This window comes from Pseudoduganella rivuli, from assembly GCF_009674485.1.
In the GTDB taxonomy this organism is placed as follows: domain Bacteria; phylum Pseudomonadota; class Gammaproteobacteria; order Burkholderiales; family Burkholderiaceae_D; genus Rugamonas; species Rugamonas rivuli_B.
Genome location: NZ_WKJJ01000024.1, coordinates 18,717 through 34,951 on the forward strand (window position 1 = coordinate 18,717; position 16,235 = coordinate 34,951).

General features: G+C 63.0%; 12 protein-coding genes. 11 read left to right on the top strand and 1 reads right to left on the bottom strand.

Annotated elements, in window-relative coordinates; genetic code table 11:
* The first annotated feature begins 358 nt into the window (after positions 1-358).
* From rfbF to GJ700_RS29345, 11 genes are all read left to right on the top strand, one after another.
* Positions 359-1,135, top strand: a complete 777-nt coding sequence (rfbF, locus tag GJ700_RS29295; protein WP_154380720.1) for a glucose-1-phosphate cytidylyltransferase — start codon at positions 359-361, stop codon at positions 1,133-1,135.
* Positions 1,117-2,208, top strand: a complete 1,092-nt coding sequence (gene rfbG, locus GJ700_RS29300; protein WP_229507316.1) for a CDP-glucose 4,6-dehydratase — start codon at positions 1,117-1,119, stop codon at positions 2,206-2,208. Before rfbF ends, rfbG begins: the two co-directional genes overlap by 19 nt.
* 30 nt (positions 2,209-2,238) lie before the next feature.
* A complete protein-coding gene (gene rfbH, locus GJ700_RS29305) occupies positions 2,239-3,552 on the top strand; it encodes a lipopolysaccharide biosynthesis protein RfbH (RefSeq protein ID WP_195764050.1) in 1,314 nt (437 codons plus the stop codon).
* Positions 3,553-3,642: 90 nt separating this feature from the next.
* Entirely contained in the window at positions 3,643-4,752 is a 1,110-nt protein-coding gene (locus GJ700_RS29310; protein WP_154380723.1) for an N-acetylneuraminate synthase family protein, read from the top strand.
* A gap of 3 nt (positions 4,753-4,755) precedes the next feature.
* Positions 4,756-7,674, top strand: coding sequence for an FkbM family methyltransferase (locus GJ700_RS35080; protein ID WP_195764045.1), 2,919 nt, complete (start codon positions 4,756-4,758; stop codon positions 7,672-7,674).
* A 2-nt stretch (positions 7,675-7,676) separates the two neighbouring features.
* The gene (locus GJ700_RS29320; RefSeq protein ID WP_195764046.1) at positions 7,677-8,327 is read left to right on the top strand and encodes an HAD family hydrolase; all 651 of its coding nucleotides are present in this window, start codon (positions 7,677-7,679) and stop codon (positions 8,325-8,327) included.
* Positions 8,324-9,382 (top strand): NAD-dependent epimerase/dehydratase family protein, encoded by a 1,059-nt coding sequence (locus tag GJ700_RS29325; RefSeq protein WP_154380727.1) that lies wholly within the window; start codon positions 8,324-8,326, stop codon positions 9,380-9,382. The genes GJ700_RS29320 and GJ700_RS29325 overlap by 4 nt, the downstream gene beginning before the upstream one ends.
* 17 nt (positions 9,383-9,399) lie before the next feature.
* On the top strand, positions 9,400-12,216 hold the full coding sequence (locus GJ700_RS29330) for an O-linked N-acetylglucosamine transferase family protein (protein WP_195764047.1): 2,817 nt from the start codon (positions 9,400-9,402) through the stop codon (positions 12,214-12,216).
* Complete coding sequence (locus GJ700_RS29335) at positions 12,213-13,025, top strand: transketolase (protein ID WP_229507317.1); 813 nt, start codon at positions 12,213-12,215, stop codon at positions 13,023-13,025. The genes GJ700_RS29330 and GJ700_RS29335 overlap by 4 nt, the downstream gene beginning before the upstream one ends.
* Positions 13,022-13,945, top strand: coding sequence for a transketolase family protein (locus GJ700_RS29340; RefSeq protein WP_154380729.1), 924 nt, complete (start codon positions 13,022-13,024; stop codon positions 13,943-13,945). The genes GJ700_RS29335 and GJ700_RS29340 overlap by 4 nt, the downstream gene beginning before the upstream one ends.
* Positions 13,946-13,952: 7 nt before the next feature.
* Positions 13,953-14,819: a hypothetical protein gene (locus tag GJ700_RS29345; protein ID WP_154380731.1), complete on the top strand. Its 867-nt coding sequence runs from the start codon at positions 13,953-13,955 to the stop codon at positions 14,817-14,819.
* A gap of 49 nt (positions 14,820-14,868) precedes the next feature.
* On the opposite strand, the gene GJ700_RS29350 is transcribed toward GJ700_RS29345, so the two are convergent.
* The gene (locus tag GJ700_RS29350) at positions 14,869-16,233 is read right to left on the bottom strand and encodes an HlyD family type I secretion periplasmic adaptor subunit (protein WP_154380733.1); all 1,365 of its coding nucleotides are present in this window, start codon (positions 16,231-16,233) and stop codon (positions 14,869-14,871) included.
* Positions 16,234-16,235 lie beyond the last annotated feature (2 nt).

Genomic DNA, 16,235 nt, shown 5'->3' on the forward strand with positions numbered 1-16,235 from the left:
CGTCACCAGCCCCGTTGCGTGCAAGGCGCAACCCGCGCCATCCCGTTACAGCGACGTTCGCATCAAATTACCTGAGGTTCGGCGGCGATGCCGCCACCCTGACTAAGCAGCAGGCAACAGGTGTGGTCGCCTCATCATTTTCAGTCTCACAAGCCGCGCGCCGTCGATTGTTTGCAAGCAGGCAGTTTCGCCCGTACGACCGGGCAGTTTGCCCCGGGAAAGCGGCAAGAAAGCTGTCCACAACCCCTTTGTTTCTGGTTTAGAATACTTCTCGCTGGCCCATAATAGGACCAACAGACGAATCGCCGCCTCCATGCGCATTCCGCTGCCATCAGTTCAATCATAAAAAGGGAGCACCATGAAAGCAGTCATTCTCGCAGGCGGCCTGGGAACACGTCTCAGCGAAGAGACGACGATCAAACCCAAACCGATGGTGGAAGTCGGTGGCAAGCCTATCCTGTGGCACATCCTGAAGAGCTACTCCCAGCACGGCATCAACGATTTCGTGATCTGCTGTGGCTACAAGGGCTACATCATCAAAGAATTCTTCGCCAACTACTTCCTGCACACGTCCGACGTGACGTTCGACTTGCAGCAGAATTCCATGGAAGTGCACGAGCGCCATGCGGAACCGTGGAAAGTCACGCTGGTCGACACCGGCGAATCCACGCAAACGGGCGGCCGCCTGCGCCGCGTGCGCCAGCACGTGGAAAAGGATGAAGCGTTTTGCTTCACGTATGGCGACGGCGTGTCCGACATCGATATCGGCGCATCGATCCGCTTCCACCAGCAGCATGGCAAGCTGGCCACGATGACGGCCGTGCAGCCGCCGGGCCGCTTCGGTGCGCTGGAACTGGACGGTACCCGCATCAGCGCCTTCAAGGAAAAGCCGCAAGGCGACGGCAACTGGGTCAACGGCGGCTACTTCGTGCTGTCGCCGAAAGTCATCGATTACATCGGTGAAGAAGACAGCGCCGTGTGGGAAAAGGAACCGCTGGAACGCCTGGCCAACGATGGCCAGCTGCACGCCTTCCACCACGATGGTTTCTGGCAGCCGATGGATACGCTGCGCGACCGCGTCTTGCTGGAAGACTTGTGGGCCAGCGGTAAAGCGCCATGGAAGCGCTGGGCATGAACCCATCGTTCTGGCAAGGCAAACGGGTCTTCCTGACCGGTCACACGGGTTTCAAAGGCAGCTGGCTCAGCCTGTGGCTGCAGCAACTGGGCGCGCAAGTGCATGGCTTTGCCTTGCCGTCGCCCAGCCAGCCCAGCCTGTTCGAGGCCGCCAATGTCGCGCAAGGCATGCATTCGACCCTGGGCGACATCCGCGACGCGGATGCCGTACGCGCCGCCATGCAGGCCGCGCAACCGGACATCGTGATCCACATGGCGGCCCAGGCGCTGGTGCGCTATTCGTATGCGCACCCGGTGGAAACCTATTCCACCAACGTGATGGGACTGGTGCACGTGTTTGAAGCGGTGCGCGCCACGCCTGGCGTCAAGGCGGTGGTGAATGTCACCAGCGACAAGTGCTATGAAAACAAGGAATGGCCGTGGGGTTACCGTGAAAACGAACCCATGGGCGGTTACGACCCGTACAGCAACAGCAAGGGTTGCGCGGAACTGATCACCAGCGCCTACCGCAATTCGTATTTCAATCCGGCCAAATACGGCGAACACGGCATTGCCCTGGGCTCCGGCCGCGCCGGCAATGTGATTGGCGGCGGCGACTGGGCGGAAGACCGCCTGATCCCCGACATGGTGCGCGCGATTGCTGCCGGTAAACCAGTACAGATCCGCAGCCCGCATGCGATCCGCCCGTGGCAGCACGTGCTGGAGCCACTGTCGGGCTACCTGACCCTGGCGGAACAACTGTATTCGCACGGCGCCGCGTTTGCGGAAGGCTTCAATTTCGGCCCGCACGATGCCGACGCCCGCCCGGTGGAATGGATCATTTCGCACCTGTGCGACAGCTGGGGTAACGGCGCGGCATGGCAATTGGACGCCGCGCCGCAGCCACATGAGGCAACCTATCTGAAGTTGGACTGCTCCAAGGCGAAAAGCCGCCTGGGTTGGCAGCCGCGCTGGAACCTGGCGCACACCATCGATCAGATTGTCGCCTGGCACAAGGCGCACGCCGCCGGCGCCGACATGCGCGCCATGACCCTGGCACAAATCGCCTCCTATCAAAACACTGAAATCAAGTAAGGCAGCATTATGAGCAACGATTCCACGCAACTGAGCAAAGAACAACTGCGCGAGCAAATCCTGAAGCTGGTGGGCCAATATGGCGCGCTGGCAAGCCAGCCGAAGCCATTCGTGCCGGGTGAAACCGTGATCCCGCCGGCCGGCAAGGTGGTGGGCGCGCCGGAAATGGAATTGATGGTCGACGCGTCGCTGGATGCGTGGCTGACCACGGGCCGTTTCAATGACGAGTTCGAAGCCAAGCTGGCCAAGCTGCTGGGTGTGCAATTCCTGATCACCGTGAACTCCGGTTCGTCGGCCAACCTGGTGGCGTTCAGCGCCCTGACGTCGCCGAAACTGGGCGACCGAGCGATCCAGCCGGGCGATGAAGTGATTGGCGTGGCGGCGGGCTTCCCCACCACCGTCAATCCGATCCTGCAATTCGGCGCCGTGCCGGTATTCGTCGACGTCGAACTGGGTACCTACAACATCGACGTGACCAAGCTGGAAGCGGCGATTTCGCCGAAAACCAAGGCCATCATGCTTGCCCACACGCTGGGCAACCCGTACAACCTGGAAGCCATCACCGCCATCTGCAAGAAATACAACCTGTGGCTGGTGGAGGATTGCTGCGACGCACTGGGCTCGACCTTCAACGGCAAGATGGTCGGCACCTTCGGCGACATCGGCACCATGTCGTTCTACCCGGCGCACCACATCACCATGGGTGAAGGCGGCGCCGTGTTCACCAACAACCCGGAATTGAAGATGATCGCGGAATCGTTCCGCGACTGGGGCCGCGACTGCTATTGCGCGCCGGGCAAGGACAATACCTGCGGCAAGCGCTTCTGCTGGAAGCTGGGCACCTTGCCGGAAGGCTACGACCACAAGTACACGTACTCGCACCTGGGCTACAACCTCAAGATTACCGACATGCAGGCCGCCTGCGGCGTGGCGCAGATCGACCGCGCCATGGGCTTCGTCCAGGCCCGCAAGGACAATTTCAAGTTCTTGAAGGAACGCCTGCAAACGTGCGCGGAATTCCTGATCCTGCCGGAAGCGACGAAAAACTCCGACCCGTCGTGGTTCGGTTTCCCGATCACCATCAAGCAGGAAGCCAACGTGTCGCGCGTGGACTTGCTGCAATACCTGGACCAGCATAAAATCGGCACCCGCCTGTTGTTCGCAGGCAACTTAACGCGTCAACCGTACATGGTGGGCCGTAATTACCGTGTGTCCGGCGAGCTGACCAATACCGATATCGTCATGAACGATACCTTCTGGATCGGTGTTTATCCAGGTTTGACTAAGGAAATGCTGGAATATGCCGCTACCAAGATTGAAGAGTTCTTTGGCGTAGGTTTCTGACCTCGGCATTTCGCCCTCCACCACCGCCGCCGCGGCGACGCTCGCGGCGCACTTATTTATTCAATTCATCAACAAGCACGGGAAAACAAGATGAGCGCAATTTCGCAAAAGGATAGGGACCTGTTCGAGAACCTGTTCGTTCTGGAACTCGCCAACAATCACTGGGGTCGTCTGGAGCGAGGCCTGAAAATCATCAACGACCATGCGCGCGTGGTGCGTTACAACAACGTCAAGGCAGCCATCAAGCTGCAATTCCGCGATGTCGATGAATTCATCCACCGCGATTTCAAAGGCAGCGTCGAACAGCGCTACATCAAGAAAACCGAAGACACCAAGCTGTCCAAGGCCGACTTCACGCGCATGGTGGAAGAAATCCGCCACCTGGGCTGCATCCCGATGGCAACCCCGTTCGACGAAGCGTCCGTCGACCTGTGCGTGGAATTCGACATGCCGATCATCAAGATCGCCAGCTCGGACATGAATGACTGGGTGCTGATCGAGAAAATCGCGTCGACCCGCCGTCCGACCATCGTGTCGACCGGCGGCGCGTCCGAGAAAGACCTGGACGACCTGGTGCGCTTCTATGAAAACCGCGACATCCCGCTGGCCATCAACCACTGCGTCTCGCTGTACCCGTCCGAAGATTCGGAACTGGAACTGGACCAGATCGATTACCTGCGCAACCGCTACCCGAACCACGTGATCGGCCTGTCGACCCACGAATACCATGACTGGCATTCGTCGATGCTGATTTCCTACGGCAAGGGCGTGCGCAGCTGGGAACGCCACATCGACATCGATTACGAAGGCGTGGCCGTGTCGTCGTATTGCTCGCTGCCGGAACAGTGCGACACCTGGTTCCGCGCCATGAAAAAAGCCGCGGAAATGTGCGGTGGCCGTTCGACCCAGAAGCGTCCGATTTCGAAGAAGGAAATCGAGTACCTGAACGCGCTGGTCCGCGGCGTGTACGCCAAGCGCGACCTGGAGCCGGGCTATGTGTTCACCAAGGACAGCCTGGAAAAAGATTTCTACCTGGCGATCCCGCTGCAAAAAGGCCAGCTGTCGTGCCGCGAAGTCATGAATGGCGAAAAACTGACGCGCGGCCTGAGCGCCGACGCCATGCTGACCATCAATGACATCGACGGTCCGTACGCAGAGAACGAGCACATGCGCAGCCTGATCATGGAACGAGGCCTGTAAACCATGCGCGTCGCGGAGCAAATTGCAGATTGGCTGGTGCAGCACGGCATCGAGCAAGCGTTCAGCGTCACCGGTGGTGGCGCCATGTTCCTCAACCATGCGATCGGCGGCCACGCCGAGCTCAAGTGCACCTTCATGCACCATGAGCAGGCTTGCGCCTTCGCTGCCGAAGGCTATGCCCGCGTCGCGGGCAAGCCGGCGGTGCTGATGCTGACCACGGGCCCTGGCGCCATCAACGCCTTCAACGGCGTGTTCGGCGCCTTCACGGACTCGATCCCGATGATCGTGATTTCCGGCCAGGTCAAACGTGAAACCTGCCTGGACTTCAACGATCTGCCTGGCTTGCGCCAGTTGGGCGACCAGGAAGGCCCGACCATTGCGATGGCCAGCCATATCTGCAAGTACAGCCGCCTGATCCGCACCGCGCAAGACTTGGAAACCGTCTTGCCGGAAGCGGTGGCGGCCGCCATCAGCGGCCGTCCCGGCCCCGTGTGGCTGGATATCCCGCTCGATATCCAGTCGGCCACGGACCAGCTGAACATTGCTCCGCTAGTCTTGCCTGCCAAACCTGAACCGGAAAGCCTGTCGGCCTCGGCGCGCGACGTGCTGGAACGCCTGCGCCAGGCGCGCCGTCCGCTGATCCTGGGCGGCACCGGCGTGCGCCTGGGCGGCGCCGTCGATGCGCTGCGCACGTTTGCCGAACGCGCCGGCGTGCCGGTCGCCACCGCGTGGACGCACGACCTGATCGCGTCCGACCACCCGCTGTTCGCGGGCCGTCCCGGCACCATCGGCACCCGCTCCGGCAACTTCTGCCTGCAGAATGCGGACTTCGTGCTGGTGCTGGGCTCGCGCCTGAATATCCGCCAGACCAGCTACAACTACGCGTGCTTCGCCAAGGATGCCTACCTGGTGCAGGTCGACATCGACGGCCACGAATTGCGCAAGCCGTTCGTCAAGCCGGACATGCCGATCGAAGCGGACGTCGCGCCGTTCCTCGACGCGCTGTTGCAGGAACTCGACCATGGCGGCGTGCCGGACTTTTCGCCGTGGGCCGACTGGTGCCGCGACATCGGCCAACAATACCGCGTGCGCGACGAACATGCGCACCAGCCTGGCCGCGAACTGAATCCTTACCTGGTGGTCGAGCGCATCTTTGCGCAAGCCCGCCCGGACGATATTTTTGTATGCGGCAATGCGTCCGCCTGCATCCTGCCGTTCCAGATCGGCGCGCTGCAAAGCGGCCAGCGCCTGTTCTCGAATTCCGGCTCGGCCTCGATGGGCTATGACTTGCCGGCCGCGATCGGCGCCGCCATCGCGGGCCAGGGCACGGGCCGCCGCGTGATCTGTTTCGCGGGCGACGGCAGCCTGCAAATGAATATCCAGGAATTGCAGACACTGAAGAGCCTGGGCTTGCCGGTGCTGGTCATCATCCTGAACAACGCGGGTTACCTGTCGATCCGCCAGACCCACGAAAACTTCTTCGGCCGCGTGATCGGCGCCCACCCGGCGTCCGGCGTGGAATTCCCGCCGTTCGAGGCCGTCGCGGCCGCCTATGGCCTGGGCAGCGCCACCGTGATGGGCGAAGCCGCATTGCCGATCCTCGACAACGTGCTGGGCCAGGCGACGCCGACCGTGGTCGACGTGATCGTCGATCCGCAGCAGGAATTCAACCCGCGCATCAAGTCGCGCGTCGATGAAAACGGCAAGTTCGTCACGCCGGAACTGGACGACATGTTCCCGTTCCTGCCGGTGGAAACGCTGCAAGCCGTGCGCCAGTCGGCGCAAAACATTACCGCCGCCCCGCAACTGGCGGGCCCGCAGAACTGGGACGACTTTGCCGCCCTGTGCGCATCGCTGGCGGAGCGCCAGCCGGCGCGCCTGGCGCCGCAGCGCCCCGTGTGGATCTTTGGCGCCGGCGGCTTTGGCCGCGACCTGGCGCAAGTGCTGCAACAGCAAGGCTATGCGCTGGCCGGCTTCATCGACAGCCAGCCACGCCAGGAAAGCCTGATGGGCTTGCCGGTGCGCAGCTGGGAACAGCTCGACGATGCGGCGCGCGAAGCGCAACTGGCGATCGGCATTTACAACCGCGGCGCACCGTTCAGCGAACTGGAAGCGCGCGCCCGCGCGGCCGGTTTCCGCAATATCTACTCGCCGATCCACCTGTACGCGCAATTCGGCGAACAGCTGGGCTGGCGCTACTGGCTGACGCAGCCGGACACCATCACGCAGGCGCTGCCGGAAATCGAAGCCACGTGGCACAGCCTGGCCGATGACGCCAGCCGCCGTTGCCTGCTGAACCTGCTGGCGTTCCGCCTGGGCCAGAACCCGGAATACGCGCACTTCCAGCACGGCGATGCGCAATACTTCAATGCGCTGACCCTGCCGCCGCTGGCCGGCAAGCCGCTGCGCTTTGTCGATGCGGGCGCCTACAACGGCGACACCTACCTGGACCTGTGCCGCCAGGCCGACGTCGCTGAAGCATGGCTGTTCGAACCGGACCCGGCCAATTACGCGGCGCTGGTGCGCAACGTGCAAAGCACCGGCAAGTCCGTGGTGTGCCTGCCGACGGCCGTGGCGGATCAGTACGCGATCCTGTCGTTCAATGCGGACGGCGAAGGCGGCGCCATCAAGGCTGAAGGCGCGCAGCACATTGCCGCGCTGGCGCTGGATGAACTGTTGCCGACGCAGCACGTGTCCTTCGTCAAGCTGGACGTGGAAGGCGCCGAAGCGCAAGCCCTGAAAGGCGCGCGCAAGCTGATCGAACGCAGCCGTCCGGTGCTGGCCATGTCGCTGTACCACAAGCCGGCCGATCCATGGGAATTGCCAGCGCTGGTACGCAGCATGTGCCCGGATTACCGCTTCTACGTGCGCCAGCATTACAGCAACAGCTTCGATTGCGTCCTGTACGCCATCCCGCGCTGACCATGCGGCCGCTTGCCCTGCTGTTCGACCTGGATGGCACGCTGGTTGACAGCGCCGCCGTGATTGCGACGGTGCTGAACGGCATGCGTGCGGAACAGGACCAGGCGGCATGGCCGGTGGCGAGCTACCGGGGCTGGATCAGCCTGGGCGCCGAACAACTGGTCGGCAACGCCCTCGGCTTGCACATGGACGCGGTGCCGGCCGCGCTGGCGGAATTCCGCCGCCGCTACCGCGCACTGCCGACGCCGCCGGAAACCATGTTTCCCGGTGTGGCCGATACCCTGGCCGCACTGGCGGACCAGGACTACCCCATGGCCGTGTGCAGCAACAAGCCCGAAGTGTTGTGCATCAAAGTGCTGCAAGACCTGGATTTGCTGCACCGCTTCGGCAGCGTGGTGGGCGGCGACAGCGCCGCCTCGCCGAAACCGCACCGCGCGCCGCTGGACCATGCGCTGGCCGCGCTCTCGGCCGCCGGCAAGCCCGCCGTGCTGATCGGCGACAGTACCGTCGACCAGGAAGCCGCCGCGGCAGCCGGCATCCCGTTTATTTTCTTCACCGGCGGTTATGACGATGGCGTGGTGCCCGGCACCCCGTATGCCAGCATCGACCGCCTTCCTGAACTGCTGGCCTTGCTGCCAGCCATGACGTCATGACACACCCGACCTCCACCTGGACACTGAGCCAGGACCTCGACCAGATTCTTACCGATACCGCCACCTTGTGGCCGGAACTGGACGGCGCCCGCATTTTCCTGACGGGCGGCACCGGCTTCATCGGTTGCTGGCTGCTGGAAACCCTGCGCCATGCCGTGCTGCAAGGCCAGGCCAAACTGCACGTCACCGTGCTGACCCGCAATGCCGCCGCGTTCCGCGCCAAGGCGCCGCACCTGGCGGATTTCCCGTCGTTTGAACTGGTGGAAGGCGATATCGGCAGCCTGCAAGCGCTGCAGCAACCGCTGACGCACATCATCCATGCGGCCACGGATGCCAGCGCGGACTTGAACGAAAACAACCCGCTGCGCATGTACGACACCATTGTCGACGGCACCCGCCGCGTGCTGGAACTGGCCACCCGCCATCCCGGCGTGCGCGTGCTGTTCCTCAGTTCGGGCGCCGTGTATGGCCAGCAGCCATGGGAACTGGCAGGCGTGCCGGAAACCTATGCGGGCAGCCCCGACCCGACCGTGCCGCGCAACGCCTATGGCGAAGCCAAGCGCGCGGCGGAAATGCTGTGCGCGATCTATCACAAGCAATTCAACGTGCAGGTCACGACCGTGCGCATCTTCACGCTGCTGGGCCCATACCTGGCGCTGGGCATCCATTTCGCCGCAGGCAACTTCATCCGTAATGCGATGGATGGCTTGCCCGTCACCGTCAATGGCAACGGCAAGCCGTGCCGTTCGTACCTGTACGCGGGCGACCTCACCACGTGGCTGCTCCACTTGCTGCAAAAGGGCCAGGCAGGCCGCGCCTACAACGCGGGCTCGGAGCGCAGCGTGTCGATCGCGGAACTGGCGGAACGCGTATCCGCCGTGCTGGCCAAGGGCGAATATACGGTGCTGGGCGCGGCCGACCAGGGCTGGAACCCGGGCCGCTACGTGCCGGACACCAGCCGCATCCGCAGCGAACTGGGCGTGCGCGAAACCGTCAGCCTGGACCAGGCGATTTACCGCACGGCCATGTGGCACGGCTGGCAGCCCCAACAATAAGACAGGTAAGGAAAAACATGAGCGACAACTCCGTCACGGAACAGCAAAAGGAATGGCAAGCCGCCATCGCCAGCAACGATGTCGAACGCCTCAATAACGCGGCGGTACGGCTGGCCAGCGACGGCAACCTGGGCATCGTGGAATTGTTCGACACGGCGCAGCGCCTCAGCGGCGCCCAGCGCAACGACCACGCCCAATCGCTGTACCGCGTGTGGCTGGACAATACCAAGTCGCCACTGGCGTACGCCGCGTGGTTCAACCTGGCCGTGCTGCAAGTGGAAGGCGACCAGGCTGCCGCGGAAGCGTCGTACCGCGCCGCGCTGGCGCAAAATCCCCAGTTCGTCGAAGGCTTGCTGAACCTGGGTACCTTGCTGGAGCGCATGAAGCGCCCGGAAGAATCGCTGGAACTGTGGCACCGCGCTGTCAACCTGTCGCCGCCAAACACGGCCCCGACCCGCGCCCTGCGCGTGCAGGCGCTGAACAATATCGGCCGCCTGCAGGAAATCCTCAAGCGCATGCCGGAAGCGGAAGCGGCGCTGGCGGAAAGCCTGCGGCTGGAACCGGACCAGCGCAACGTCATCACGCACTGGGTGCATTTGCGCCAGAAACAGTGCAACTGGCCTGTGTTCGACCAGTCGATCGGCATTACCGAGCGCAAGCTGCTGGACGGCACGTCCGCGCTGGCCATGTTGAGCGCGTCGCCGGAACCGATCGAACAGGTGGGTGCGTCGCAGCGCTACGTGGAAGAGAAGGTGCTGAAAGGCGTGGCGCCGATGGCGACCGCCGGCTACAAGCATGAACGCTTGCGCATCGGTTACCTGTCGTCGGACTTCTGCTCGCACGCGGTATCGATCCTGACGGCCGAGCTGTATGGCTTGCACGACCGCAGCAAATTCGAAGTGTTCGGTTTTTGCTGGAGCCGCGAAGACGGTTCGCCGCTGCGCGCCCGCGTGATTGCCGGCATGGACCACCATATCCGCATCGGCGCCCTGTCCGACCTGGAAGCGGCGCAACTGATCCGCGCCTGTGAAATCGACATCCTGGTCGACCTGCACGGCCTGACCTTGAATGCGCGCCACAACATCCTGTCGTACCGCCCCGCGCCCGTGCAGGTGACGTGGCTGGGCTTGCCCGGTCCGACCGCCCTGCCGGAAATCGATTACGTGATTTCCGATCCGTTCGTGATGCCGCCCGAGCTGGAGCCTTTCTTCACTGAAAAGCCGCTGCACATGCCGCACACGTTCCAGATCAACGACCGCCAGCGCCAGATCGGCCCGAAACCCTCGCGCCAGTCCTGCGGCTTGCCGGAAGACGCGTACGTGTTCTGCGCGTTCAACAATACGTTCAAGATCATCCCGGAAGTGTTCGACAGCTGGATGCGCATCATGCACGCAGTGCCGCACTCCGTGCTGTGGCTGGTGGCCGATGGCGACATCGTGCGCACCAATTTGCAGCGCGAAGCCAAGCTGCGCGGCATCGACCCGGACCGCCTGCTGTTTGCCGCCCGCGTGGCGCCGGCCGATTACCTGGCGCGTTTCCAGGTGGCCGACCTGTTCCTCGACACCAGCCCGTTCGGCGGCGGCACCACGGCCAGCGATGCGCTGTGGGCCGGCTTGCCGGTACTGACGTGCGCCGGCAAGACGTTCTCGTCGCGCATGGCGGGCAGCCTGCTGCGCGCCGTCGGTTTGCCGGAACTGGTGACGTTTACGATGGCCGATTATGAAGCGCTGGCCATCAAGCTGGGCAATGACCGCGCCGCCACGGCCGAGTTGCACAAGAAGCTGGACGACAACCGCCTGACCGCGCCGCTGTTCGACAGCGAGCGCTTCGTGCGCGACCTGGAAGAGCGCTTCCTGGAAATCGTGGTCGACCCGGACCGCGCCATCGCCCCCAACGGTTTCCCGCTGGTATCGATCCTGATTCCGACCCACAACCGGCCGGATTACTGCGAACTGGCGCTGAAAAGCGCACTGGCGCAAACCTATCCGAACGTGGAAATCATCATCAGCGACAACAGCGATGACGAAGCCACCCGCACCCGCTTTGCGCCGTACATCGCCAAGCACCCGCAAATCCGCTATTACCGCGTACCGGGCTACAGCCAGTACGACAATGGCGTCAATTGCCTCAAGCATTCGCGTGGCGATTACTTCAATTACCTGATGGACGATGACTTGTTCCATCCGGACAAGATCATGCGCATGATGTCGTTCATGCTGACCGATGAAAAAATCGGCCTGGTGACGTCGTTCCGCCAGCTGATCGATGCGGTCGGCAACGATATCGCGCCGATTCCCGGCACCGAGCGCCTGTTTGAAACGGAAGTGCGCCTGAACGGCGCCCAGCTGGGCCACCTGCTGTTGACGGGCGGCCGCAACCTGATCGGCGAACCCACCACGGTGCTGATCCGCAAGAGCGCGATGGAACAAAAATTCGGCGTGTTCACGGGCCGGCAATACATGGTGCTGTCCGACGTGGCGACATGGCTGGCGATTTTGACCCATCATGATGCTGTCTACCTGCCGGAAACGCTCAGCTATTTCCGCCTGCATGGCTTGCAGGACCAGCGCGGCAATGGCCAGGCCATCCGCGCCAACGTCGACTGGATCCAGCTGTACAGCGATGCGCTGCAACACGGCCGCTTCCTGGAAAGCCCGACCGCCGACGAACAACTGGCCAGCAAGTTGACCACCTGCATCTGGTACCTGGGCACGATGCGCGAAGAAATCCGCAACGGCAATTTCGACGTCGCCAGGATTGAGGAAACCATCAGCCATGCCATGCGCATGTTGCTGACCAAACCCGCAGCGCGAGGCGCGCACGGAGCAGCATGATGACGAGTACTGTGGACCTGGCGCGCCGTATCCGCTTGCATTGCCTGCAGATGTGCCATACCAAGCGCGCCTCGCACCTGGGCGGCGCGTTTTCCGTGGCCGATATCCTGGCGGTGCTGTACGGCGGCGTGATGCAGGTCGATACGGCCCAGCCGAAATGGCCGGGCCGCGACCGCCTGTTTTACAGCAAGGGACATGCCTGCACGGCGCTGTACGCGGCGCTGGCGGAAAAAGGCTTTTATGGCGTGGAAGCGCTGGACACGTACACCGACAACGGCAGCGTGTTCACGTCGCACGTCAACCACAAGGTGCCCGGCGTGGAACTGTCGACCGGCAGCCTCGGCCATGCTTTGCCGGTGGCCGCCGGCGTCGCCCTGGGCGGCCTGCGCCGCAAGCAGCCATGGCACACGTATGCGATCGTCAGCGATGGCGAACTGGACGAAGGCTCCAACTGGGAAGCCATCCTGTTCGCGCCACACCACGGGCTGGACAACCTGACGCTGGTCGTCGATTACAACAAGATCCAGAGCTTCGGCCATACGGCGCAAGTGTTGAACCTCGATCCGCTCGACGCGAAATTCGCCAGCTTCGGCTGGGACGTGCGGGAAGTCGATGGCCACGACCATGCGCAACTGGCGGCCGCCCTCGGCAAGGAAGGCCGCATTGCCGGCAAGCCACGCGTGGTGATTGCCCACACGGTCAAGGGCAAGGGCGTCAGCTTCATGGAACATCAGCTGGCGTGGCACTATAAATCGCCCGATGCGGCGCAACTGGCGGCCGCGCAGGCGGAATTGCAGGGAATCGCATGAGAAACAGTTTTATCAAGACCTTGATGGCGCAGGCGTACCAGGACGAACGCATCTTCCTGCTGTGCGGCGACCTCGGCTACTCGGTGCTGGAACCGTTCGCGGAAGCGTTCCCCGACCGTTTCCTGAACGTGGGCATCGCGGAACAAAACATGGTGGGCCTGGCGACCGGTCTCAGCATGGAGGGTTACACGCCGTTCTGCTATTCGATCGGTAATTTCCCCACGTTGCGGGCGATGGAACAAATCCGCTATGACGTCGCGTACCACGAAGCCAATGTGAAAATCATTGCCGTGGGCGGCGGCTATGCCTACGGCCCGCTGTCGACGTCGCACCATACGACGGAAGAACTGGGCATGCTGCGCACCATCCCCGGCATGGTGGTGACGGCGCCCGGCGACCCGTCCGAAGTCGACGCCATGACGGCCTTCATCGCGCAGCACCAGGGCCCATGCTACATGCGCCTGAACAAGGCCGGCGAAGCGCGTTTGCATGCGCAGCCGCCCACGCTGACCCTGGGCGCCATCCTGCCCGTGCGCACGACGGCAAACGCCACGGCCGCCGTGCTGGCGACGGGCGACATGGTGGGCTATGCGGCGCGTTTCCTGGAACAGCACGCGCCACAGGTGGACTTGTACAGCGTGCCGTTCGTGAACCCGATCGATACCGCGCACCTGGCCGCCATTGCGCAGCGCTACCGCCACCTGGCCACCCTGGAAGAACACCAGGCCAACGGCGGCATGGGCTCGGCCATCCTGGAACGCCTGCACGACTTGCTGGACGACGGCGCTCTGCCGCAATTGCCGGCCGTGAAACGCATTGCCATCCCGAATGCCTTCATCAGCATTGCCGGCAGCCAGGACTACTTGCGCGACAAGATGGGACTGACCCTGGACAACTGGGTTACCCGCTCCCTCACTTAGGAATCCGATGAAAACCCGCCCCTACATCATCCTCACCCCGACGTACTGCGTCAGCGCCGGCGTGCGCGTGATGCACCAGCTGTGCCACGAATTGAACACCATCGGCTTCGATGCGCGCCTGATGCTGACGTCGAACCTGTCGCCGCCCGGCCAGCCGCTGCTCAATCCCGCACTGAACACGCCCACCATCAACCAGGACTTCAACGAAGAGTGGTGGGCGGCGATGAACGAGGATTGCATCGTGATTTACCCGGACAGCATCCGCGGCAATCCGTTGAATGCCAAGCGCTACGTGATGTACATCCTGGGCACGGAAACCCAGCCGGCGCCGGACGATGAATTCCGCGTCTACTACTCGCGCTCGTACCGCTTCGACAAGCGCAAATCCGCGCCCGTGCTGTTCTACTTCCCGGTGGATCTATCGCTGTTCAATACGCGCAATGCGCCGGAGCGCACGCAGGACATGCTGTGGCTGGGCAAGGGTTCGCGCTTTTGCACGGAAAAGCCCGCCAACGTGGTCGACATCACGTACCAGTGGCCGGCCACGCGGCCCGAGCTGGCGGAACAGTTGCGCAAGACACGCTACATGTATTCCTATGACGCGCTGAGCTGCACCAACAACGAAGCCGTGCTGTGCGGCGCCATCGTGATTCTCAAGCACGTCAGCTACCACGACATGAAGTGGACGCGCGAAGACATGGAATATTACGAACTGGGGACCGGCGGCATGGCGTTCGGCGATTCGCCGGCGGAAATCGACCGCGCAATCCGCACGGCCGACGAGGCGCAGGCCCGGGCCCGCTATGCGGTGGCGACATTCCGCCATGATTTGCTGAAGTTTGCGGACCAGACGCAGAGCCATTTCATTTTGTAAGGCCCTCCTGGCGGAGGATGCGGCCGGTATTTGCACCGGCCGTTTCTGTTTATGGTTCCCGCAGCGACTCGTCCAGCGCCTTGGTCAGCGGCCACAGCAGGTACGACATCACGGACCGCTTGCCCACCACGATTTCCCCCGTCACCGTCATGCCTGGCAACAGGCGGGCGCCCCCTTCCATCTTGCGCAGCTTGCTGTCGTCGCCCCACTCCACTGTGGCCAGGTAATACGCATTGGTGCCTTCGCCGGGGCGTACCTGGTCGCGCTTGAACGAGTCTTCGCTGATCGTGGTGACTTTGCCGTCCAGCATGCCGTGCTTCTGGTAGGGGAAGGCATCGAGCTTCACGTGGGCGATGTCGCCCTTCTTGATGTTGCCGATATCGAGCGAATCCACCTGGATTTCCGCTTCCAGCTTCGCGTTCAGCGGCACCAGCGTGAACATGGCTTCGGTGCCGCGCGCCACGGCGCCCTGCGATGCGACCTTGCCGATTTCCAGCACCACGGCGTCGGCCGGGGCCGTCAGCTGCACCAGCTTGTTGCGCAAGTCGGCCTTGGCCAATTGCTCGTTGATGCCGTCGCGGTCGCGGGTGGCGGCCAATAAATCTTCCATCGCGCGCTGGCGCCAGTTGCGGGTAAAGGCCGACAACTCGGCCTGGGCGCCGGCCAGCTCGCGCTGCATTTCCGCATCCTTGTTACGGCCCATCACCATCGAGCGTTCCACTTCCAGGCGGCGGTCGCGCGCTTCCAGCAATTGCATCTTGGCGCCGAAGTTTTCCGCCACCAGCTTTTCCTGCATGGCTTCGATTTCCGCCAGCGACTTGTGGCGCTGCGCCAGCACCACCTGGTCGCGCTGGTTGGTCTCGATCGCGGCTTTCAGGCGCGCCACGTTCTGTTCCATGCGCTGTTTCTGCGCGTCGAAATTGGCCTGGCGCTCACTGGCCAGTTGCGCCTGCAACAGCTGGTCCGCGTCGCTGGCGCCGCGGGCTTCGACCGGCTTGCCGGACAGTTCCGCGCGCAGGCTGGCGGTCTGCGTATCGAGGCTGCGCAAGCGGTTGCGCAACTGGGTTTCGTCCGCCTGCGTGAAGGTCGGGTCCAGGGTCGCCAGCAAGTCGCCTTTCTTGACGACCTGGCCGGGGCGGACGTGGATGGCTTTCACGATGGCCGTATCGAGCGGCGACACCACGATATTCGGTTGCGGATTGACGAGGCGGCCATGGGCCACGACGACTTTTTCCACCTTGGACAGGCTGGCCCACAGGATGAACGAGAAAAACGCAAACGCCATCACGTGCAAGGTCAGGCGCACATAACGGGGCAGCGGATTGCGTTCGATGGCGTCCGCATCCGGCAGGAAATCGATTTCCGTCTGGTCGGACGGGCCGCGCTTGGCGGCGGAAGATTTGTTTGGTTCCATGG

Coding starts and splice junctions, on each gene's coding strand:
- GJ700_RS29325 (WP_154380727.1), top strand. CDS start 8,324: ATGACACACCCGACCTCCACCTGGACACTGAGCCAGGACCTCGACCAG.
- GJ700_RS29335 (WP_229507317.1), top strand. CDS start 12,213: ATGATGACGAGTACTGTGGACCTGGCGCGCCGTATCCGCTTGCATTGC.
- GJ700_RS29310 (WP_154380723.1), top strand. CDS start 3,643: ATGAGCGCAATTTCGCAAAAGGATAGGGACCTGTTCGAGAACCTGTTC.
- rfbF (WP_154380720.1), top strand. CDS start 359: ATGAAAGCAGTCATTCTCGCAGGCGGCCTGGGAACACGTCTCAGCGAA.
- GJ700_RS29320 (WP_195764046.1), top strand. CDS start 7,677: ATGCGGCCGCTTGCCCTGCTGTTCGACCTGGATGGCACGCTGGTTGAC.
- GJ700_RS29340 (WP_154380729.1), top strand. CDS start 13,022: ATGAGAAACAGTTTTATCAAGACCTTGATGGCGCAGGCGTACCAGGAC.
- GJ700_RS29345 (WP_154380731.1), top strand. CDS start 13,953: ATGAAAACCCGCCCCTACATCATCCTCACCCCGACGTACTGCGTCAGC.
- GJ700_RS35080 (WP_195764045.1), top strand. CDS start 4,756: ATGCGCGTCGCGGAGCAAATTGCAGATTGGCTGGTGCAGCACGGCATC.
- rfbG (WP_229507316.1), top strand. CDS start 1,117: ATGGAAGCGCTGGGCATGAACCCATCGTTCTGGCAAGGCAAACGGGTC.
- GJ700_RS29350 (WP_154380733.1), bottom strand. CDS start 16,233: ATGGAACCAAACAAATCTTCCGCCGCCAAGCGCGGCCCGTCCGACCAG.
- GJ700_RS29330 (WP_195764047.1), top strand. CDS start 9,400: ATGAGCGACAACTCCGTCACGGAACAGCAAAAGGAATGGCAAGCCGCC.